The 20,668-nt window shown below is 62.7% G+C and carries 18 protein-coding genes; 12 read left to right on the plus strand and 6 right to left on the minus strand.

Translation table 11 applies throughout. The features are described from left to right. Both lpdA and JV201_RS19535 read left to right on the plus strand, forming a co-directional pair. The gene (gene lpdA, locus JV201_RS19530; RefSeq protein WP_219405938.1) at positions 1-1,380 is read left to right on the plus strand and encodes a dihydrolipoyl dehydrogenase; all 1,380 of its coding nucleotides are present in this window, start codon (positions 1-3) and stop codon (positions 1,378-1,380) included. Between the two features lie 195 nt (positions 1,381-1,575). Further along, positions 1,576-2,595, plus strand: coding sequence for a branched-chain amino acid aminotransferase (locus JV201_RS19535; RefSeq protein ID WP_003212864.1), 1,020 nt, complete (start codon positions 1,576-1,578; stop codon positions 2,593-2,595). Between the two features lie 140 nt (positions 2,596-2,735). On the opposite strand, the gene JV201_RS19540 is transcribed toward JV201_RS19535, so the two are convergent. After that, entirely contained in the window at positions 2,736-3,632 is an 897-nt protein-coding gene (locus JV201_RS19540) for a GNAT family acetyltransferase (protein WP_008434482.1), read from the minus strand. A 284-nt stretch (positions 3,633-3,916) separates the two neighbouring features. Here JV201_RS19540 and ctlX point away from each other — a divergent pair, with 284 nt between their 5' ends. The 7 genes from ctlX to JV201_RS19575 all read left to right on the plus strand — a co-directional run bounded on the left by ctlX (position 3,917) and on the right by JV201_RS19575 (position 9,986). Then, positions 3,917-4,843: a citrulline utilization hydrolase CtlX gene (gene ctlX, locus JV201_RS19545; RefSeq protein ID WP_003212867.1), complete on the plus strand. Its 927-nt coding sequence runs from the start codon at positions 3,917-3,919 to the stop codon at positions 4,841-4,843. Positions 4,844-4,854: 11 nt separating this feature from the next. Next, a complete protein-coding gene (locus JV201_RS19550) occupies positions 4,855-5,901 on the plus strand; it encodes an ornithine cyclodeaminase (RefSeq protein WP_003212869.1) in 1,047 nt (348 codons plus the stop codon). 374 nt (positions 5,902-6,275) lie between these two features. Then, on the plus strand, positions 6,276-7,055 hold the full coding sequence (locus JV201_RS19555) for an ABC transporter substrate-binding protein (protein ID WP_003212870.1): 780 nt from the start codon (positions 6,276-6,278) through the stop codon (positions 7,053-7,055). Positions 7,056-7,215: 160 nt separating this feature from the next. Then, positions 7,216-7,917, plus strand: a complete 702-nt coding sequence (locus JV201_RS19560; protein WP_087694493.1) for an ABC transporter permease — start codon at positions 7,216-7,218, stop codon at positions 7,915-7,917. Continuing rightward, positions 7,914-8,627, plus strand: a complete 714-nt coding sequence (locus tag JV201_RS19565; protein WP_003208574.1) for an ABC transporter permease — start codon at positions 7,914-7,916, stop codon at positions 8,625-8,627. The genes JV201_RS19560 and JV201_RS19565 overlap by 4 nt, the downstream gene beginning before the upstream one ends. A gap of 3 nt (positions 8,628-8,630) precedes the next feature. Next, entirely contained in the window at positions 8,631-9,476 is an 846-nt protein-coding gene (locus tag JV201_RS19570; protein WP_003208573.1) for an ABC transporter ATP-binding protein, read from the plus strand. Between the two features lie 12 nt (positions 9,477-9,488). Then, on the plus strand, positions 9,489-9,986 hold the full coding sequence (locus JV201_RS19575) for an Lrp/AsnC family transcriptional regulator (RefSeq protein WP_003208571.1): 498 nt from the start codon (positions 9,489-9,491) through the stop codon (positions 9,984-9,986). A 119-nt stretch (positions 9,987-10,105) separates the two neighbouring features. Here JV201_RS19575 and JV201_RS19580 read toward each other — a convergent pair whose 3' ends face one another. The 4 genes from JV201_RS19580 to JV201_RS19595 form a co-directional block, all read right to left on the minus strand. Then, positions 10,106-10,939, minus strand: a complete 834-nt coding sequence (locus JV201_RS19580; RefSeq protein WP_003208569.1) for a TIGR03915 family putative DNA repair protein — start codon at positions 10,937-10,939, stop codon at positions 10,106-10,108. Next, positions 10,936-12,156, minus strand: a complete 1,221-nt coding sequence (locus JV201_RS19585) for a putative DNA modification/repair radical SAM protein (protein ID WP_003208568.1) — start codon at positions 12,154-12,156, stop codon at positions 10,936-10,938. The genes JV201_RS19580 and JV201_RS19585 overlap by 4 nt, the downstream gene beginning before the upstream one ends. Before the next feature lie 68 nt (positions 12,157-12,224). Beyond that, positions 12,225-13,562, minus strand: a complete 1,338-nt coding sequence (locus tag JV201_RS19590; protein WP_177041542.1) for a lysine N(6)-hydroxylase/L-ornithine N(5)-oxygenase family protein — start codon at positions 13,560-13,562, stop codon at positions 12,225-12,227. A 127-nt stretch (positions 13,563-13,689) separates the two neighbouring features. Continuing rightward, a complete protein-coding gene (locus JV201_RS19595) occupies positions 13,690-14,172 on the minus strand; it encodes a sigma-70 family RNA polymerase sigma factor (protein ID WP_308340725.1) in 483 nt (160 codons plus the stop codon). Positions 14,173-14,428: 256 nt separating this feature from the next. Between JV201_RS19595 and JV201_RS19600 the strand changes: the two genes are divergently transcribed. From JV201_RS19600 to JV201_RS19610, 3 genes are read left to right on the plus strand one after another with little or no spacing between them, the layout of a single operon-like run. Then, positions 14,429-15,601, plus strand: a complete 1,173-nt coding sequence (locus tag JV201_RS19600) for an efflux RND transporter periplasmic adaptor subunit (RefSeq protein WP_219405939.1) — start codon at positions 14,429-14,431, stop codon at positions 15,599-15,601. Then, on the plus strand, positions 15,602-17,572 hold the full coding sequence (locus JV201_RS19605) for a MacB family efflux pump subunit (RefSeq protein WP_177029408.1): 1,971 nt from the start codon (positions 15,602-15,604) through the stop codon (positions 17,570-17,572). Positions 17,573-17,579: 7 nt separating this feature from the next. Continuing rightward, a complete protein-coding gene (locus tag JV201_RS19610) occupies positions 17,580-18,989 on the plus strand; it encodes an efflux transporter outer membrane subunit (protein ID WP_219405940.1) in 1,410 nt (469 codons plus the stop codon). A gap of 44 nt (positions 18,990-19,033) precedes the next feature. On the opposite strand, the gene JV201_RS19615 is transcribed toward JV201_RS19610, so the two are convergent. After that, complete coding sequence (locus JV201_RS19615) at positions 19,034-20,662, minus strand: PvdJ/PvdD/PvdP-like protein (RefSeq protein WP_219405941.1); 1,629 nt, start codon at positions 20,660-20,662, stop codon at positions 19,034-19,036. Positions 20,663-20,668: the final 6 nt, after the last annotated feature.

The following is a 20,668-nucleotide window of genomic DNA, read 5'->3' on the forward strand; positions in this document are numbered from 1 at the left end:
ATGTCTCAAACATTGCACACCACGCTGCTGATCATCGGCGGCGGGCCTGGCGGTTACGTGGCAGCGATTCGCGCCGGCCAGCTGGGCATCCCGACCATCCTGGTGGAAGGCCAATCGCCGGGCGGCACCTGCCTGAACATCGGCTGCATTCCGTCCAAGGCGCTGATCCATGTCGCCGAACAGTTCCAGCAAACCGTGCACCACAGCCAGGGTTCGCCGTTGGGTATCGAAGTCGATGTGCCGACCCTGGACATCGGCAAAAGCGTTGAATGGAAAGACGGCATCGTCGACCGCCTGACCACCGGCGTAGCCGCGCTGCTGAAAAAACACAAGGTCCAGGTCATTCAGGGCTGGGCCAAGGTCGTGGACGGCAAGACCGTCGATGTCGGCGACCAGCGCATCCAGTGTGAACACCTGTTGCTGGCCACCGGCTCGAAAAGTGTCAACCTGCCGATGCTGCCGATTGGCGGGCCGATCATCTCCTCCACCGAAGCCCTGGCGCCGAAACGCATCCCGAAACGCTTGATCGTGGTGGGCGGCGGCTACATTGGCCTGGAATTGGGGACTGCCTATCGCAAGCTCGGTGCCGAGGTCAGCGTGGTTGAGGCCCAGGACCGGATTTTGCCGGCCTACGACGCCGAACTGACCCAACCGGTGGCCGAATCCCTGAAGCAACTGGGGGTGAAGGTGTTCCTCAAACACAGCGTCACCGGTTTCGAGAACAATACCCTGCAAGTGCGCGACCCCAGCGGCGAGACGCTGTCGCTGGAAACCGACCAGGTGTTGGTTGCCGTTGGTCGCAAACCCAACACCCAGGGCTGGAACCTCGAAGCCTTGAACCTGGACATGAACGGCTCGGCGATCAAGATCGACAGCCGTTGCCAGACCAGCATGCGCAATGTGTGGGCCATCGGTGACCTCAGCGGTGAACCGATGCTCGCCCACCGGGCCATGGCCCAGGGCGAAATGGTCGCCGAACTGATCAGCGGTAAATCCCGCGAATTCAACCCGGCCGCGATCCCGGCGGTGTGCTTCACCGACCCGGAACTGGTAGTGGTCGGCAAGACCCCGGACGAAGCCAGGGCGGCCGGGCTGGACTGCATCGTGTCGAGCTTCCCGTTCGCCGCCAATGGCCGGGCCATGACCCTGGAGTCGAAAACCGGCTTCGTGCGGGTAGTGGCGCGCCGCGACAATCACCTGATCGTCGGCTGGCAGGCGGTAGGCGTTGGCGTCTCGGAACTGTCCACGGCCTTCGGCCTGAGCCTGGAAATGGGTTCACGCCTGGAAGACGTGGCGGGCACCATCCACGCCCACCCGACCCTCGGCGAAGCGGTACAGGAAGCAGCCCTGCGGGCCCTGGGGCATGCATTGCACCTATAAAATGGCGAAGTTCAAATGTGGGAGCGGGCTTGCTCGCGAAAGCGGTGGATCAGCACCGAATGCATCGAATGACACGCCGCATTCGCGAGCAAGCCCGCTCCCACACAAGCCAAGAATGAAGTATTGTTGCGCCCATCCAGAAATAAACCATAAGCCTGCCTTCGACCAGGCGGTTGACAAAAGATAGAGGGTGTCATGGGTAACGAAAGCATCAATTGGGACAAGCTGGGTTTTGACTACATCAAGACCGACAAGCGTTTCCTCCAGACCTGGAAAGACGGCGAGTGGCAAAAAGGCACCCTGACCGACGACAACGTGCTGCACATCAGCGAGGGCTCCACCGCCCTGCACTACGGCCAGCAATGCTTTGAAGGCCTCAAGGCCTACCGCTGCAAGGACGGTTCGATCAACCTGTTCCGCCCCGACCAGAATGCCGCGCGCATGCAGCGCAGCTGTGGCCGCCTGCTGATGCCACAAGTGCCGACCGACGCCTTCATCGAAGCCTGCAAGGAAGTGGTCCGCGCCAACGAGCGGTTCATCCCGCCGTACGGCACCGGCGGCGCGCTGTACCTGCGCCCGTTCGTGATCGGCACCGGTGACAACATCGGCGTGCGCACCGCGCCGGAATTCATCTTCTCGATCTTCTGCATCCCGGTCGGCGCCTACTTCAAGGGCGGCCTGACCCCGCACAACTTCCTGATCTCCGGTTACGACCGTGCGGCTCCCAACGGCACCGGCGCAGCCAAGGTCGGTGGCAACTACGCCGCCAGCCTGATGCCCGGTTCCCTGGCGAAAAAAGCCAACTTCGCCGACTGCATCTACCTCGACCCGGCCACCCACTCGAAGATCGAAGAAGTCGGCTCGGCCAACTTCTTCGGGATCACCCACGACAACAAGTTCGTCACCCCGAACTCGCCGTCGGTGTTGCCAGGCATCACCCGCCTGTCGCTGATCGAGCTGGCAAAATCGCGCCTGGGCCTGGAAGTGGTTGAAGGCGACGTGCTGATCGACAAGCTGTCGGACTTCAAGGAAGCCGGCGCCTGCGGCACCGCCGCCGTGATCACCCCGATCGGCGGCATCGAGTACAAAGACAAGCTGCACGTGTTCTACAGCGAAAAAGAAGTCGGCCCGGTCACCCAGAAGCTCTACAAAGAGCTGACTGGCGTACAGTCCGGCGACGTCGAAGCGCCTGAGGGCTGGATCGTCAAGGTATAAGCAACACTGCAAAACCAAACTGTGGGAGCGGGCTTGCTCGCGAATACGGAGTGTCAGTCGACAGATTTATTGACTGATACACCGCATTCGCGAGCAAGCCCGCTCCCACATTTTGATTTCAGTGTTTGGAAAACCGACGTTCAGGCCTTATCCATCGGGATGTTTTCCAGGATCTTCTTGCCCATGCTGATCCGCGGCTCCGCGCCATAACCCAGCGCCTCATAAAACCCCATCACCGCGTCATTGCCACTGGTGATCTGCAGGTTGATCTTCATGCAACCCAGCGCCGTCAACGCCTGCTCCGCATGCCGCACCAACGAGGCGCCCAGGCCCTGGCGGCGATAGTCGTTGTGCACCGCCACTGAATACAACCAGCCACGATGCCCGTCGTAGCCGGCGAGGATAGTGCCGATCACCGCCTTCTTGTCGGTGGCCACGAAGAACAACCCATCGTTGACCGCCAGCTTCTTGTCGATCGCCAGGCTCGGCAGGTTATGCGCCGCGTCATAACCAAACGCCGCCTGCCACAACGCCACCACCTGCGCCCGATGGGCCCGATCGCGATAGACGCCGATGGGATGGCGGGATGACAACGCCTTCTCCATCACCAGCGTGCGTTCATTGCCATGGTAGACATCGCGCACCGTGTGGAAACCCAGCTTGGTGTAGAACGGCTCGGCCGTCAGCGAAGACGGCACATGCAACAAGGTCACCCCGGCTTCCCGGGCACGCAGCTCGATTTCAATCATCAGCAAGCGCCCGATGCCCTGCCCTTGCAGCGCCGGATTGACGAAGACCGAGCGCACCACATTGGCGTCAAGTGCCGCCGTGGCAACGATCACCTCATCCTGAATGGCCACCAGCACCGTTCGACGCGCGAGCAACGCCACGACAGCCTCGGGAGTAAAGTTGCTCGCCACCCGCGCAATCACATCCGCCGGATAATCCCGGGCGTTGCTGTCATGCAGGGCCGCCAGGATGACCTGGCTGATGCCCTCGGCATCGGTGGTTTGGGCGAGACGAACTTCAGTGGGCATGGTTTCTCCATCCAGACAAAAAACCTCAGGCAACACAATACCAATGTGGGAGCGGGCTTGCTCGCGAAGGCGGTGTATCAGCCACCGAATTTATTAACTGACCCACCGCTTTCGCGAGCAAGCCCGCTCCCACATTTTGATCTCCACTCACCTCCACAGCCGATTCGGCTGCCCCACCCCACTTTTCAGCTTTCCCGGCTGAGCCACCCCCTCAGTTCAGCCGGGATTCTTCCTTCACACCGCACAAAATAGCCTCACTGCCCACCCCATGGACCCGTGCCCCCATGCAAACCACCAACACTGTCCTGATGATCCGCCCGGCGCACTTCGCCTTCAACCCGGACACCGCGATCAACAACCGCTTCCAGCGCGCGCCGCTCGACCCATTGGCCGCACAGCAGAAAGCGCTGGAAGAGTTCGACGGCTACGTCGACACCCTGCGCCACCACGGCGTGGAAGTGCTGGTGGTACAAGACACCCCCGCTCCCCATACCCCGGATTCGATCTTCCCCAACAACTGGTGGAGCAGCCACGCCGACGGCAGCCTGGTGCTGTACCCGATGGAAGGCCGGAACCGACGACTGGAACGCGACAAAGGCGTACTGCAAGTACTGGAGCAACGCTTCGCGATCCACAACACCATCGACTTCAGCCACCTCGAACAACAGAACATGTTCCTCGAAGGCACCGGCAGCATGGTCCTCGACCGCCAGCACCGCATCAGCTACGCCTGCCATTCCGGGCGGACCCATCAGGATGCCCTCCGCCAGTTCGCCGAACGCCTTGACTACCAGGTCTGCGTATTCCACGCCGTCGACCGCCACCACGCGCCGATCTACCACAGCAACGTAATGATGAGTGTCGGCCGCGACCTCTCCGTGGTGTGCCTGCAAGCCCTGCCCGATGACCACGAGCGCCAGGCCCTTGAACGCTCCCTGCGCGATACCGGCAAAGACATCGTCGCCCTGGACTTCGATCAGTTGGAAGCCTTCGCCGGCAACATGCTGGAAGTCCACGACCGCGACGGCCAGCCGCTGCTGGTGATGTCGGCCAGCGCCTGGGGCTCGCTCAAGCCCGCCCAGCGTCAGCATGTGGAGCGTCACACCCGGCCGGTGGTGGTGAACATCGACAACATCGAACGCATCGGCGGCGGCAGTGCCCGCTGCATGTTGGCGGAAGTGCATCTGCCCACCCGCCCCTCATTTCAATAAGGAGTCTTCCCATGACCCGCTATATCGACGTCAACGACTTGAGCTACCTGGTTTCGCAAAAAGGCCTGCAAACCTGCATTACCGAGATGGCCGAGTACATCCGCGCCGACTACCTGCGCTGGCAGGACTTTGAAAAATGCGCGCGCCTGGCCAACCACTCGCCCGAGGGCGTGATCGAGCTGATGCCGGTGTCCGACGCGTCGCTGTACGCCTTCAAATACGTGAACGGCCACCCGAAAAACACCCAGAGCGGCATGCTCACCGTCATGGCCTTCGGCGCCCTGGGTGATGTGGACACCGGCAAACCGGTACTGCTGGCGGAAATGACCCTGACCACCGCGATCCGCACGGCCGCCACCTCGGCCCTAGTGGCGCGCTACCTGGCCCGGGACAACAGCCGCAGCATGGCGCTGATCGGCAACGGCTCCCAGAGTGAGTTCCAGGCCCTGGCCTTCCACGCGATGCTGGGCATCACTGAAATCCGCCTGTTCGACATCGACGCCAAGGCCACCGCCAAACTGGCCGCCAACCTCAAAGCCTTCCCGGCGATCAAGGTGATCCTGGCAGGCAGCGTTGCCGAAGCCGTGAAAGGCGCCGACATCGTCACCACCGTCACCGCCGACAAGGCCTACGCCACCATCCTCACGGACGAGATGATCGAACCGGGCATGCACCTGAATGCCGTCGGTGGCGACTGCCCCGGCAAGACCGAACTGGACCGACGAATCGTCGAACGGGCCCGCGTGATTGTCGAGTACGAGCCACAAAGCCGCATCGAAGGTGAAATCCAGCACATGCCGGAGGATTCGCCAGTCACCGAGCTGTGGCAAGTGATCAACGGCCAGGCGCCAGGCCGCGAAAACGCGCGCCAGGTCACCCTGTTCGACTCGGTAGGTTTTGCCATCGAAGACTACTCCGCCCTGCGTTACGTACTGGACGTGGCCAAGGCGCTGGACGTGGGCAGCGAACTGGAACTGGTGCCGGACCTTGCCGACCCCAAGGACCTGTTTGCCCGCCTGGCCCAAGCACCGGTGGCACAGCAGAAAAAGCGCGCCTGAGACCGCTCTGGCCTGCCGCTTTGCGTGAAAGGCAGGCCGGAAAAACCCGGTCAACAAGCCGATTCAGCGGGTGCCGCAGCCGTTTCCGCTGTGACCCGCGTTTTAACAGCACATTCCGCCCGCCGCGGCAGGGGTAAACGACACAAAAAACGCACCATCTTGAAGCATTCTCTCTGACAACAAACAGCCCAATGTAGTGAGGCAGCCCAATGTGGCGAGGGAGCTTGCTCCCGCTGGAGTGCGTAGCGCTCCCGGGATTTTGGGGCCGCTGCGCAGCCCAGCGGGAGCAAGCTCCCTCGCCACAAAAAGCCTGCTCGCCTTAGCTTCACCTTTTCTACTGCCCTGACATCAATTACAAAATATAGGGAATACACATGACTCCGCTCCGATCACTTTTCGCTGCGCTGCTCCTGCCATTGGCCGCAACCGCTGCCCAGGCTCAGGAATGGAAAGAAATCCGCTTTGGGGTTTTCCCCGAATACCCACCGTTTGAATCCGTCGCCGCCGACGGCAGCCTGCAAGGTTTCGACATCGACCTGGGCAACGCCATCTGCGCCAAGCTGGAAGTCAAATGCGTGTGGGTCCACAACGAATTCGACGGCATGATCCCGGCCCTGCGCGCCCGCAAGTTCGACGCCATCATGTCCTCCATGGCCGTGACCCCGGCCCGCCAGAAAGTCATCGACTTCAGCGACCGGCTGTTCCTCAGCCCGACCTCGGTGATCACCCGCAAAAGCGCCGACTTCGGCGACACCCCCGAATCCCTGAAAGGCAAACAGGTCGGCGTGCTGCAAGGCTCGCTGCAGGAAGCCTACGCCCGTGCGCACCTGGCCAAGCTCGGCGCGCAGATCAAGGCGTACCAGTCCCAGGAACAGAACTACGCCGACCTGCAAAACGGTCGCCTCGACGCCACCCTGACCGACAAGCTTGAAGCCCAGCTCAACTTCCTGTCCAAGCCTGAAGGTGCCGACTTCAAGACCGGCCCGGCCTTCAAGGACCCGACCCTGCCGCTCGACATCGCCATGGGCCTGCGCAAGAACGACAAGGACCTGGTGGAGCTGATCAACAAAGGCATCGCCGCCGTCCAGGCCGATGGCACCTACACGCAGATCCAGAAGAAATACTTCGGCGATCAGGACATCTACAACGAGTGACGCCTCATGTGGGAGCGAGCTTGTGTGGGAGCGGGCTTGCTCGCGAAAGCGGTGGGTCAGTCACACATGTATTGACTGAAACTCTGTCTTCGCGAGCAAGCCCGCTCCCACACAAGCTCGCTCCCACCGTAAAACTCTGCGCCCCATCGAGATACTTCCCATGAATGAACTCCTCAACTTGCAAGGCTTCGGCCCGCTGCTGGCCCAGGGTGCCTGGATGACGGTCAAGCTGGCGTTCCTGGCGCTGCTGCTGAGCCTGTCTCTGGGACTGCTCGCCGCCGCCGCCAAGCTCTCCAGCGTCAAGCTGCTGCGGGTTCCGGCCACGCTCTACACCACGCTGATTCGCAGCGTGCCGGACCTGGTGCTGATCCTGCTGATTTTCTACAGCCTGCAACTGTGGCTGAACGACCTGAGTGAAATGCTCGGCTGGGCCTACTTCGAAATCGACCCGTTCACCGCCGGTGTCATCACCCTCGGTTTTATCTACGGTGCGTATTTCACCGAAAACTTTCGCGGGGCGATTCTCAGCGTGCCCGCCGGCCAACTCGAAGCCGCCACCGCCTACGGCCTGAGCCGCTGGCAGCGCTTTCGCCTGGTGCTGTTCCCGCAACTGATGCGCTTTGCCCTGCCGGGCCTGGGCAACAACTGGCTGGTGCTGCTCAAGTCCACCGCGCTGGTGTCGATCATCGGCCTGTCAGACCTGGTCAAGGCCGCACAAAACGCCGGCAAGACCACCAATGACCCGCTGTATTTCCTGATCCTCGCGGGCCTGGTGTACCTGGTGATCACCACCCTCTCCAACCGCATCTTCAAACGCCTGGAACGGCGCTACAACGTGGGCATCAAGGGGATGGCGCGATGATCGAACTGATCCAGCAATACGGCCTGGCCTACCTGTTCACCGACGGTAACGGCTTTTCCGGGGTGGCGATGACCCTGTGGCTGTTCATTATCTCGGTGGTGCTGGGCTTCATCCTGTCGATCCCGCTGGCGATCGCGCGGGTCTCGGAACACTTCTGGATCCGCTGGCCAGTGGAGGTCTACACCTACCTGTTTCGCGGCACGCCGCTGTATATCCAGTTGCTGATTTGCTACACCGGCCTCTACGGCCTGGACGTGGTGCAGGACAACGCCCTGCTCAACCAGTTTTTTCGCAATGCACTGAACTGCACGCTGCTGGCGTTTGTACTGAACACCTGCGCCTACACCGTGGAAATCTTTGCCGGGGCGATTCGCAACATCCCCCACGGCGAGATCGAAGCCGCCAAGGCCTACGGCCTGCATGGCTGGCGCCTGAACCTGTTTGTGGTAGTGCCCGCCGCACTGCGTCGCGCACTGCCGGCCTACAGCAATGAAATGATCCTGATGCTGCACGCCACGTCCCTGGCGTTCACCGCCACCATTGCCGACATCCTCAAGGTGGCCCGCGACGCCAACGCCGAGACGTTCCTGACGTTCCAGGCCTTCGGCATCGCTGCCCTGTTGTACATGCTGCTGTCCTTTGCACTGGTGGGCCTGTTTCGACTGGCCGAACGTCGCTGGATGCGTTTTCTTGTTCCTACCCGAGGCTAACCCATGAATCAGTCCGCGCAGGCCCTGGCCGCTTATCCCACCGATGTACGCCCCGCTACCCAGCCGGTCGCCGTGGCCGAAAACGCCAACGTCAAACTCCAGGTCGAAGGCCTGCACAAACGCTATGGCGAGCATGAGGTGCTCAAGGGCGTTTCACTGAACGCGCGCAACGGCGACGTGATCAGCCTGATCGGCGCCAGCGGCTCCGGCAAGAGCACGATGCTGCGATGCATCAACTTCCTCGAACAGCCGGACGCCGGGGTTATCACCCTCGATGGCATCAGCATCGAAATGCAGCAAGGCCGCGCCGGCACGCGCGCGCCGCACCAGGCGCAATTGCAGAACCTGCGCACCCGCCTGGCCATGGTGTTCCAGCACTTCAACCTGTGGAGCCACATGACCGTGCTGGAAAACATCACCATGGCGCCGCGCCGGGTGCTGGGGGTGAGCGCCGCCGAGGCGGAAAAACGCGCACGCCTGTACCTCGACAAGGTCGGCCTGCCGGGCCGGGTGGCGGACCAATACCCGGCATTCCTCTCCGGCGGCCAGCAACAGCGCGTGGCCATCGCCCGGGCCCTGGCGATGGAACCGGAGATCATTCTGTTCGACGAACCCACTTCGGCCCTCGACCCTGAACTTGTAGGAGAAGTGCTCAAAGTCATACAGACGTTGGCGGAGGAAGGTCGTACCATGCTCATGGTCACCCACGAAATGGGCTTTGCCCGCCAGGTGTCCAGCCAAGTGCTGTTCCTGCATCAGGGCCGCGTCGAGGAACAAGGCGGAGCCGAAATCCTCGACCAGCCGAACAGCGAACGCTTGCAGCAATTTCTTTCCAACCGATTGAAGTGAACACCACACACCATGGATACCAAGGCCACCGGACCGAACGCCTCACCTGTGCTGGACCGCATCGATGAAGCCATCATCGACGTGTTACGGCACCAGGGACGCATCACCTACGAAAAACTCTCGTCGCTGGTGCACCTGACGCCCAGGCCGTGCCTGGAACGGGTACGCAAGCTGGAACGACGCGGGGTCATCCGGGGTTATGGGGCGATCATCGACGTGCAGATGGTCTCGCCGGGGCTGTCACTGCTGGTGCTGGTGGCCCTCTCCAACCAGAGCGGGCGCTCGGCGCAGAAGGCGTTCGAGGCATGTGTCAAAGCCTGCCCGCAAGTGTTCGAGTGCCAGTTGATCAGCGGGCCGTTCGACTACAGCCTGCGCATGCGCTGCCGGGACATGGAGCACTACCGCGTGCTGACGGAAACCTGGCTGAACAATGATGAATTGCACATCGATAAATTGGTGGCGCATCCCGAGCTGGCGGTCGTAAAAAACACCGCCACCGAACTGGCCTGAATCCGCCCCTACAGGCAATAGAGATCAAATGTGGGAGCGGGCTTGCTCGCGAATGCGGTGTATCAGTCGCTGGATGTGCTGCTGACACACCGCATTCGCGAGCAAGCCCGCTCCCACCTTTAACCGTGCCCGCTTGAAATTCGCTTGCCTGGACGCGCCCCAATCATCTTCGCCTGCCCATCCCGCTGCTTGCCCGTGCGCGCCTCGCTGATCAGCCCCGGAATCAACTTGCCCTCCGGCAGATTCTTCCAGAACCGGCTCGGCAAATGCCCTTCCATCACCTTCGGATTCAACCGCGCCGGGTTAAAGATATGGCTGTAGTACGTCAACCACATCGCACTGTGGGGATCCTCGACATTCTGCGCCAACGCCTGCCATTCCACCGGGCATTGCCGCTGGTGAATCAACTGCTCCCCGTCGTAATAAACCCCATCCAGGGGCGTGGCGATCATCCAGCGATGACGCCCCATGCGCCCGACAAAATGCTGGCTGGCCACCTTCAAGATGTCGTGGGCCGGCTCATGCCACGCCACGTACTCCGGCAACTGCGGCCCCGCCTCTGCCGGCAATGCGATAAACCGCACAAACGCATGCAGGTGATGGGCCTCGCGCTGCACCTGCTTGATCCGCCGCTGCAATTCGCTGCCCAGCTTGTCCCCCGACATCATCGCCGTGCGGTCCCCATGGCTGACGCGCCACAGCACCTCATACAACAGGCTCCAGCGCTGTTCACCGTGATAACACGCGGCAGACTCCAGCAGCTCCAGCAGCGCCTTGGGAATCCGCGCCTGGAACGGCCCGCACTCGGCCGGGTACTGCTCGTCGGTGGCAAACAGGTCCGCCACCTCGGCCACGCCCCAACTCACGTGGCTGGGGTCGATCTGATGGCTGAGCAACCAGCGCGCCTGCTCGCGCCAGGTGCTGAACAGGTTGTCGCATTCCAGGCTGATCATCCCCACAGCCCCATTTGCTGCGGCTGCGGGCGGTCGCGCAGTTGTTCGCGCAGCAGCACGCTGGTGCTTTCCGCTTGCTGCGGGTGGTAGTCGCTGGTGATGAAAAACGGCTTGGCCTTGGTCAGCACACACCGCATGCGCGCCAGGTCTTCGAAGCGGATCTTGCGCTGGCGACGCAGGTCCACCAGCCGTTGGGTGGTGCGCAGGCCAATTCCGGGAATGCGCGCAATAAGCGTCGGCTCGGCCCGGTTCAAGTCCAGCGGGAACACCTCGCGGTGCTCCAGCGCCCAGGCCAGCTTGGGGTCGATATCCAGGGCCAGGTCGCCCGGCCCTTCAAACAGTTCATTGGCGCTGAACCCGTAGCTGCGCAACAGGAAATCCGCCTGGTACAAGCGGTGCTCGCGCATCAGCGGCGGCGCGGCCAGGGGCACGCTTTTCGGGCTGTTGGGGATCGGGCTGAACGCCGAGTAATACACCCGGCGCAGTTTGAAATTGCCGTACAACGCCTCGGCGCTGTGGAGGATGGTGCTGTCGTCGGTGTCATCGGCGCCGACGATCATCTGCGTGCTCTGCCCGGCCGGCGCGAAACGCGGCGCGCGGGGTTCGTTGAGCACCGTCTGCTCACCGGTATAGATGGTTTGCATGGCCTGCTTGATCGAGACGATCTGCTTCTCGGGCGCCAGGGTTTGCAGGCTCTTGTCCGTTGGCAACTCGATATTCACGCTGAGGCGATCGGCATACCGCCCCGCCTCGGCAATCAGTGCCGGGTCGGCTTCGGGAATGGTCTTGAGGTGGATGTAGCCGCGAAAGTCATGCTCTTCGCGCAGGAGTTTGGCGACCCGCACCAGCTGCTCCATGGTGTAGTCGGCCGAACGGATGATTCCGGAGCTGAGAAACAGCCCGCTGACGCAGTTGCGCCGGTAAAAGTCGAGGGTCAGGGTCACCACCTCCTCCGGGCTGAAGCGTGCACGGGGCACGTCGCTGGAGCGGCGGTTGACGCAGTATTGGCAGTCGTAGAGGCAGAAGTTGGTCAGCAGCACCTTGAGCAACGACACGCAGCGACCGTCGGGCGTGTAGCTGTGGCAGATGCCCATGCCATCGGTGGAACCCAGCCCCGCCTTGCCTTCCGAGCTGCGCTTGGGCGCACCGCTGCTGGCGCAGGACGCGTCGTACTTGGCGGCGTCGGCGAGGATGCTGAGTTTTTCGATCAACTGCATGGGGCTTCTACCGATACTGGTTTTTTGTACAGTATCAGCAGCCGCCCCCGCGGTTCAAGTGCAGCCTGTCAGCTGGCGGTGGCCAGCAACACGTCCTGCACCGAACGGCTCTTGCCGCGGCTGCGGTCGTACTCGTACAGCGACGCGGCAATCTCGTCGGCACGGATCGGCAGGATCGACAGCAAGGTATCGCTCAGGCCATGGCTGGCCTGGCTGAAGCCCTGCATGTAGATGCCGGCCTTGCAGCGCTCGTCGGTGACGATGCGGTAGTCGCGGCTGACTTCAAAGTCGCCCATATAGTCGGCCAACGGTGCGAGCAACTGACGATGCATCTGGCGCTCGTAACCGGTGGCCAGTACGACGGCATCGTAATGGTTGAGGCTGGTTTCGCCGGTGGCGTTGTTGCGCAGCGCCAACTCCACACCCAGCGGCCCGGCCGTGGCTTTTTCCACGGTGGTCAGGGTACGGAACGCGTGACGGGCAATGCCGGAGACTTTCTGGCGGTAGAAGATCCCGTAGATGCGTTCGATCAGGTCCAGGTCCACCACCGAATAATTGGTGTTGTGGTACTCGTTGACCAGGCGCTCGCGCTCGCTGCCGTTCTGCTGGAACACCAGGTCGGTGAACTCCGGCGAGAACACTTCGTTGACGAACGGGCTGTCATCCGCAGGCTTGAGGGCCGAGCCGCGCAGGATCATGTCGACCTGCACCGACGGAAAGCTGTCGTTGAGGTCGATAAACGCCTCGGCTGCGCTCTGGCCACCACCGATGATCGCGATGCGCATCGGCTTGCCGTCGACACACGGTTGCTGGGCCATGCGTTCCAGGTACTGGGAGTGATGGAACACCCGACCGTCATCCTTGAGCGCCTTGAACGACGCCGGAATACGCGGCGTACCACCGGCGCTGACCACCACCGAGCGGGTGGTGCGCACGTGCTGTTCACCCTGGGCGTCCCGGGAAATCACCCGCAGCGCCTCTACCTGCTGCTGATGCAGGATCGGCTCGATGGCCAGCACTTCCTCGCCGTAGCGGCTTTGCGCCTGGAACTGCCCGGAGACCCAGCGCAGGTAGTCGTTGTACTCCATGCGGCACGGATAGAAGGTACCCAGGTTGATGAAATCCACCAGGCGCCCGTGGGCCTTCAGGTAATTGACGAAGGAATAAGGGCTGGTGGGATTGCGCAGGGTCACCAGGTCCTTGAGGAAGGAAATCTGCAATTCACTCTGGGTGACCAGGGTGTTGCCGTGCCAGCGGTAGTCGGCCTGTTTGTCGAGGAACAGCACGTCCAGTTTGCCCTGGGCTTTCTCGCGTTCCTGCAGGGCGATGGCCAGCGCCAGGTTCGAAGGGCCGAACCCGATACCGATCAGGTCGTGAACGGCGGGCGATGCAATTGCCTGTGTCATTCCAGTGTCCTCTGGATAAGCCCCGTGGCAGTGGGGCGGGAAAGCCTCAGAGACCTGAAGGCACAGCAACAGGTCGTGTGTTGATAGGAGACGAGGACAATGAAATAAAATTTAGCTAACGCTGGAATCAGTGCGCATCCCACTCACGCATGCGCGCCCGGCAATGCTTCATGGCATTGACGATGTGTTTTTCCACCAGCGCGCGGGAAATACCCAGGCGCTCGGCGATTTGCAGGTGGGACAGGCCGTCGAGCTTGCGCAACAGGAAACTGTCACGGCAGAGCGCCGGCAGCTCGGCCAGCGCGCGCTCAAGCATTTCCAGGCGCTGGCCGTGGTCCAGGCAGTGATGGGGCGAAGACAGCGAAAAACGCTCCTCGCTGTCGAGTACTTCCAGGGGTTCATCCTGGCGCAGGGCGTTGCGCCGATGACCGTCGATCACCAGGTTCAGCGCCGTGCGATAGAGAAACGCCCGGGGCTGCTCGATCGGGACCTCGCTGGCACGCCCCAGCACCCGCACATAAGCGTCATGCACCACATCTTCGGCCACCTGACGGTTGCCCAGCTTGGCGTTGAGGAAACACACCAGCTCGCGATAGTAGTCTTCCAACATGACTCCCGACCGCCTGTAGGCGGCATTAGGTCCTTTGAGTACGAAGATAACGGCCGATTCGATGATGGCAGTTTGAGGTGCGTGTAATTTATAGTAATTCTCATCTAGTTTTAAACAAGACTTGCAACGCCGGCCAATTATTTTGCCTGACACACCTGTAACGGCATATGTAACGGCCTAAATCCCCGGACAATTTCCTCGTCTACCTGTCAGCTTCCCGCTCCTGCGGGCCGATCTTTCCTGGCTGGAACTGTGCATGAAACGTCCTCGACCTGCCCGACGCGCCCTGCTTGTGGTCGCGTGCCTCATCCCCATCATCGCTTTAGCAGCCTGGCAGGTCCTGCCGTCGGGCCGGGACAAGCTGGCGACCGTCACTGTGACGCGGGGCGATATCGAAAGCAGCGTCACGGCCCTGGGTACCCTGCAACCCCGGCGCTACGTCGACGTGGGCGCCCAGGCGTCCGGACAGATCCAGAAGATTCACGTCGAGGCCGGTGCCCAGGTCAAGGAAGGCCAATTGCTGGTAGAGATCGACCCCTCCACGCAAAAAGCCAAGCTCGACGCCAGCCGCTATGCCATCGAGAACCTGCAGGCCCAGTTGCAGGAGCAACGGGCCCAGCACGAACTGGCCCGCCAGAAGTACCAGCGCCAGCAACGCCTGGAAGCCGGTAACGCCACCCGGGAAGAAGACGTGCAAACTGCCAGGGCCGAACTGAGCGCCACCCAGGCGCGGGTCGACATGTTCCTGGCGCAGATTCGCCAGGCCAAGGCCAGCCTGCGCAGTGACGAGGCAGAGTTGGGCTACACGCGCATTTATGCGCCAATGAGCGGCACCGTGGTCGCGGTGGACGCCCGGGAAGGCCAGACACTCAACGCCCAGCAGCAAACCCCGCTGATCCTGCGGATCGCCAAGCTTTCGCCGATGACCGTATGGGCCGAAGTCTCGGAAGCCGACATCGGCCATGTCAAACCCGGCATGACGGCCTACTTCACCACCCTGAGCGGCGGCAGCCGGCGCTGGACCAGCACCGTACGGCAGATTTTGCCGATCCCGCCCAAGCCGCTCAACGAAACCAGCCAGGGCGGTGGCAGCCCGAGCAGCGCCAGCAAAAGCGGCACCGGGCGAGTGGTGCTTTACACGGTGCTGCTGGACGTCGACAACACCGATAACGCCTTGATGGCGGAAATGACCACCCAGGTATTCTTCGTCGCCGGCCTGGCCAGGGACACGCTGACCGCGCCGGTCGCCGCCCTGCAAGGCAGCCTCGGCGGCGACAAACAGATCGCCCGCGTGGTGGCGAAAAACGGCAGCATCGAGCAACGCGAAATCCGCCTGGGCCTCAGCGACCGCCTGCGAGTCCAGGTGCTGGAAGGCCTGAGGGAAGGCGATCACCTGCTGATCGGCCCGGCCGATGGCAGCGGAGGTTGAATGTCGACCCCACTGATCGAACTCAAGGGCATCCGCAAATCCTACGGCGGCGGCGACACGCCGCAGGTTGATGTGCTGCGCGGCATCGACCTGGCGATCCATGCCGGGGAATTCGTGGCGATTGTCGGCGCTTCCGGCTCCGGCAAATCCACGCTGATGAATATCCTCGGCTGCCTCGACTGCCCCACCGAGGGCGACTACCTGTTCGCCGGAGAGAACGTCGCCCAGCTCGACAGCGACGAACTCGCCTGGCTGCGCCGCGAGGCCTTCGGTTTCGTGTTCCAGGGCTATCACCTGATCCCTTCCGGCTCGGCCCAGGAAAACGTCGAGATGCCGGCGATCTATGCCGGCATCAGCGCCGCCGAACGCCATGCCCGCGCCAAGGCCCTGCTCACGCGCCTGGGCCTGGCCGAGCGCACCGGCAACCGCCCGCACCAGCTTTCCGGCGGCCAGCAACAACGGGTGTCGATTGCCCGGGCATTGATGAACGGCGGGCATATCATCCTCGCCGACGAACCCACCGGCGCCCTCGACAGCCACAGCGGCGCGGAGGTCATGACCCTGCTGGACGAACTGGCCAGCCAGGGCCACGTGGTCATCCTGATCACCCACGACCGCGAAGTCGCGGCGCGGGCCAATCGCATCATCGAGATCCGCGACGGGCTGATCATCAGCGACTCTGCCGAGACCAGCGAGACGCCCCCCGTGGCCATCTCCGGCGCGTTGCAAGCCGTGGACCTGCGCCAGCGCCTGGCCGATGGCGCCGAGCACAACGGCGCCTGGAAAGCCGAGCTGCTGGATGCCGTGCAAGCCGCGTGGCGGGTGATGTGGATCAACCGTTTTCGCACGGCGCTGACGCTGCTGGGGATCATCATCGGCGTGGCGTCGGTGGTGGTGATGCTGGCGGTGGGCGAAGGCAGCAAGCGCCAGGTGATGGCGCAGATGGGCGCTTTCGGCTCCAATATCCTCTACGTCAGCGGGTCGGCACCCAACCCGCGCACACCACCCGGCGTGATCACCCTCAACGACGTGGCCGCCCTGGCGGCCCTGCCTCAGGTCAAGCGCATCATGCCGGTGAACGGCGCAGAGGCCGGCGTTCGCTTTGGCAACGTCGACCATATGGCGTATGTCGGGGGCAATGACACCAATTTCCCGGCCATTTTCAACTGGCCAGTGGTCGAGGGGAGTTACTTCACCGAGGCCGACGAGCGCGCCGGAGCCACGGTGGCAGTGATCGGCAAACGGGTACGCGACAAGCTGTTCAAGGATGTGACCGACCCGATCGGGCAATACATCCTGATCGAAAACGTTCCATTCCAGGTGGTCGGTGTGCTCGCCGAAAAAGGCGCCAGCTCCGGCGACAAAGACAGCGACGACCGTATCGCCATCCCCTACTCTGCCGCCAGCGTGCGCTTGTTCGGCAGCTATAACCCCGAATACGTAGTGATTGCCGCCGCCGACGCGCGCAACGTGCACGACGCCGAACAGGCTATCAATCAGTTGTTGCTGCGCCTGCACAACGGCAAGCACGACTTTGAACTGACCAACAATGCCGCGATGATCCAGGCCGAGGCACGCACCCAGAATACCCTGTCGCTGATGCTCGGCTCGATTGCCGCGATCTCGCTGCTGGTGGGAGGTATCGGGGTGATGAATATCATGCTGATGACCGTACGTGAACGCACCCGGGAAATCGGCATTCGCATGGCCACCGGGGCGCGGCAGCGGGACATCCTGCGCCAGTTCCTCACTGAAGCGGTGATGCTCTCTGTGGTCGGCGGCGTCACCGGCATCGGCCTCGCCCTGCTGGTGGGCGGCGTGCTGATCCTCAGCAACGTGGCCGTCGCGTTCTCGATTCCGGCCGCCGTGGGGGCCTTCTTCTGCGCCCTGGTCACCGGCGTTATCTTCGGTTTCATGCCGGCCCGCAAAGCCGCTCGACTTGACCCGGTCAAGGCCCTTACCAGTGAATGATCGCCCTATGAAAGTGTCCCTGACCCTCCTCGCCGCCAGCCTGCTGCTGGCCGCCTGCAGCAGCCCCGCACCGCGTCCGGGCGCAGGCATGCAACCACCGCCCGCCTGGCACAGCGCAAGCGACGCAACGGCGCTGCGGGCCAACCAACAATGGTGGACAAGTTTCGACAGCCCCCAGCTCAACCAACTGATCGAACAGGCCCGCAGCGGCAGTTACGACCTGGCCAGCGCCATGGCCCGGGTGCGCCAGGCCCAGGCCAGCGCAGTGATAGCCGGCGCACCGTTGCTGCCTGAACTCACCGGCGCGTTCAATGCAAACCGCCAGAAGCTGCTGCGGGGCAAGGGCTACAGGCAGCTGGATGCCACCAGCAGCAACAAGGCCGTGGATTACTTCGATGCGCGCCTGAGCGCCACTTACGAAATTGATTTCTGGGGTGGCAAGCGCGCCGCCCGGGACAGCGCCGTGGAAGAGGTGCGCGCCAGCGAGTTCGACCAGGCCACCGTGGAACTGACCCTGCTCAGCGGTGTTGCGACCAGCTATACCCAGTGGCTGTCATTGCGTGAGCAACTGCGCATCGCCCAACTCAACCTGGACAACGCCCAAAACGTGTTGAAGCTGGTGCAGACTCGCCACGATGCAGGCTCCGCCACCGCCCTGGAACTGGCCCAGCAAAAAAGCCTCGTGGCCGCACAACAACGCCAACTGCCGCTGGCACAGCAACAGGCCGACGAGGCCTTGATCAGCCTCGCGGCACTGCTGGGCACACCGGTGCAGGACCTGCACCTGGCCCCGCAACCCTTCGCCCAATTGAACTGGCCGGGCATCGCCGCCGGTGTTCCCAGCCAACTGCTCAGCCGCCGTCCCGACATCGCCAGTGCCGAGGCCCGGCTGGCAGCAGCCCAGGCAGACGTCACCGTCGCCCGGGCAGCCATGTTGCCCACCCTCACCCTCAGTGCCGACCTTGGCTCGGGTGCCAACAAGCTCGCCGACGTAGTGCGCAGCCCGTTCTACAACCTCACTTCCGGCCTGGTCGCACCGATCTTCAACAATGGCCGCCTGAGCGCCGAGCGGGACAAGGCCCGGGCGCGCCAGGATGAGCTGCTGCAGACGTACCGGGGAGCGATCATCAATGGCTTTGCCGATGTGGAAAAAGCCCTGAGCAGCATTCGCGGGCTGGATGCGCAGCGTCAGTGGCAGAGCGAGGAACTGAGGGAGGCGCAGACTGCCTTTGAGATTGCCCAGAGCCGCTATGAAGCCGGGGCGGAGGACTTGCTGACGGTGCTGGAGACGCAGCGTACGTTATACGCGGCGCAGGATTTGAATGTGCAATTGCGCCGATCACGGCTGAACGCAAGCATTGCGCTGTATAAGGCGCTGGGGGGCGGCTGGCAGGTGCCAGCAAGCACAATCAACTGAATGAAAGCCGGGCTTGCCCGGCTCCCACCGTTGAGCGGCGCCCTTTAGAGCACCCGCTCCTTGACCTTCAAATGCCGCGCATACCAGGGACGCTTCGGCACCTTGCGAAACAGCTCGGCCAGCTTGTCCTCATCCGCCCCGAAGGTAATCCGCAGCGCCAGCTTCATGGTTTCCGGGTCCATCTCCATCGACTTGCCCATCTGCAACCCCGGCGTGATGCTGCAACCATGGGTGTCCGGCCCCAGCCACGGGTCATCCACCTCCACCCAGCGTCCCGGCGCAAACCAGGGCACGCCGTTGACCTCCAGCCGGCTCACTTCACCCGGATGAAAACGCTCGTGGGCACGAAACCAATCCTCGATGCGGTCATCGATCCAACCATGAAAACGCCAGAACACCGGATTCACGTGAGAAGAAAACGGATCTCCAAGGAAGTCATTCTCTGCCACGTACCAACGCGCGGCAAAGTCAGCCGGGTCCCGTGCAAAAGGCACCGGCGCGCCGTTGGACGGGTCCCGCGGCACCGAGGCCCAGCGCATATGCAGCCAGTCGTGCAGGCCCAGCTCCACCTCCGAGCCGAACTGCCCCAATGTGAGTTTCGCCAGGTAGCGCGGGTCGCGGTACTGCGACTCCCAGACCTCAAAGTTACTGTGGTAAGTCTCGGCCGCCTTGATATCGCTGACCCACTGGGTATACGCACTGTCATTCGCCGCCATCCAGGTAGGCGGCAACGCGAAACCGTCATGATTGTCGAAATAACGCACAAACCCCTGGCGATCACGCTCCAGCCCCGGCTGTGGCTGAGGGAAGTACGTCCACGATGGCAAGTCCTGCATCGAACGTGCGGCGCCCAGCATGTGCCGATGCATGAAAAAGAAGTCGATGCCCGAACCGTTGCGATCCTTGCGCGGCCCCCGTGCATCGCGCTCCCGGTCACGCGGACCAGGCTGCCAGCCGATCCCCCGCAAGGCATTACGCTTGTCTTCGGAGAGTTTGTGCCACTGGTCACGGGAAGCGTGCCAGAGCTGGTGAAACAGGCGATGTTCGGGAGCAATCAACCAGGCCAATAGAACCGGGTTGAGACCGATGCGCTCACGCGCCTCGGGAAACAGCCGCTTGGTGGCGACAAAATGATTGTCCCGTTCGAGCAGGGCCAATGGGCGGTCCAGGCTGAGGATCTGCCCACTCAGGGTGCCGCTGCCGGCGTTACCGAATTCGGCCCAGACTTCATCAAGGGTCATTGTGAACTCGTAGGCTGGAGCCCCGTCCACGGCATCGCGGTCGATCAGGCGCCAGTACAGATGCGCCCCGTCGCCGGGAGTCAGGTCACCCAACACACGATAGCGCGGCTCGCCGTCGGCACGCAGTTGTTCGCCAGTGTCGAGGTAGCCCCGCAGGCCACGCCCACGCGGGGCAACGTCGAGGAGCAATTCCAGGCCTTCCAGGGGCAGGCCTTTCAGGCCGGCATCGCGGCCTGCCAACTGCACATGCCAAACGCCACGCAGGCTGTCCGCCAAATGCTGGCCGGCGGTGTCTGCCAGATCCACCGTGGCTTCGCCCGGGGTAATCGGAAACTCTTCACGCGTCAGCTCGCGATGGGCATAAAAGGCCGCAGGCACTGCAGCGCCAGTCAGCGCCAGGCCGGCGATGAACCCTCGTCGAGAAATCGTCATTGCTTT

It is taken from the genome of Pseudomonas sp. Colony2 (assembly GCF_019382755.1).
Lineage (GTDB): Bacteria > Pseudomonadota > Gammaproteobacteria > Pseudomonadales > Pseudomonadaceae > Aquipseudomonas.

Coding starts and splice junctions, on each gene's coding strand:
- ctlX (WP_003212867.1), top strand. CDS start 3,917: ATGCAAACCACCAACACTGTCCTGATGATCCGCCCGGCGCACTTCGCC.
- JV201_RS19615 (WP_219405941.1), bottom strand. CDS start 20,662: ATGACGATTTCTCGACGAGGGTTCATCGCCGGCCTGGCGCTGACTGGC.
- JV201_RS19590 (WP_177041542.1), bottom strand. CDS start 13,562: ATGACACAGGCAATTGCATCGCCCGCCGTTCACGACCTGATCGGTATC.
- JV201_RS19605 (WP_177029408.1), top strand. CDS start 15,602: ATGTCGACCCCACTGATCGAACTCAAGGGCATCCGCAAATCCTACGGC.
- JV201_RS19560 (WP_087694493.1), top strand. CDS start 7,216: ATGAATGAACTCCTCAACTTGCAAGGCTTCGGCCCGCTGCTGGCCCAG.
- JV201_RS19535 (WP_003212864.1), top strand. CDS start 1,576: ATGGGTAACGAAAGCATCAATTGGGACAAGCTGGGTTTTGACTACATC.
- JV201_RS19555 (WP_003212870.1), top strand. CDS start 6,276: ATGACTCCGCTCCGATCACTTTTCGCTGCGCTGCTCCTGCCATTGGCC.
- JV201_RS19580 (WP_003208569.1), bottom strand. CDS start 10,939: ATGATCAGCCTGGAATGCGACAACCTGTTCAGCACCTGGCGCGAGCAG.
- JV201_RS19565 (WP_003208574.1), top strand. CDS start 7,914: ATGATCGAACTGATCCAGCAATACGGCCTGGCCTACCTGTTCACCGAC.
- JV201_RS19570 (WP_003208573.1), top strand. CDS start 8,631: ATGAATCAGTCCGCGCAGGCCCTGGCCGCTTATCCCACCGATGTACGC.
- JV201_RS19610 (WP_219405940.1), top strand. CDS start 17,580: ATGAAAGTGTCCCTGACCCTCCTCGCCGCCAGCCTGCTGCTGGCCGCC.
- JV201_RS19575 (WP_003208571.1), top strand. CDS start 9,489: ATGGATACCAAGGCCACCGGACCGAACGCCTCACCTGTGCTGGACCGC.
- JV201_RS19550 (WP_003212869.1), top strand. CDS start 4,855: ATGACCCGCTATATCGACGTCAACGACTTGAGCTACCTGGTTTCGCAA.
- lpdA (WP_219405938.1), top strand. CDS start 1: ATGTCTCAAACATTGCACACCACGCTGCTGATCATCGGCGGCGGGCCT.
- JV201_RS19540 (WP_008434482.1), bottom strand. CDS start 3,632: ATGCCCACTGAAGTTCGTCTCGCCCAAACCACCGATGCCGAGGGCATC.
- JV201_RS19585 (WP_003208568.1), bottom strand. CDS start 12,156: ATGCAGTTGATCGAAAAACTCAGCATCCTCGCCGACGCCGCCAAGTAC.
- JV201_RS19600 (WP_219405939.1), top strand. CDS start 14,429: ATGAAACGTCCTCGACCTGCCCGACGCGCCCTGCTTGTGGTCGCGTGC.
- JV201_RS19595 (WP_308340725.1), bottom strand. CDS start 14,172: ATGTTGGAAGACTACTATCGCGAGCTGGTGTGTTTCCTCAACGCCAAG.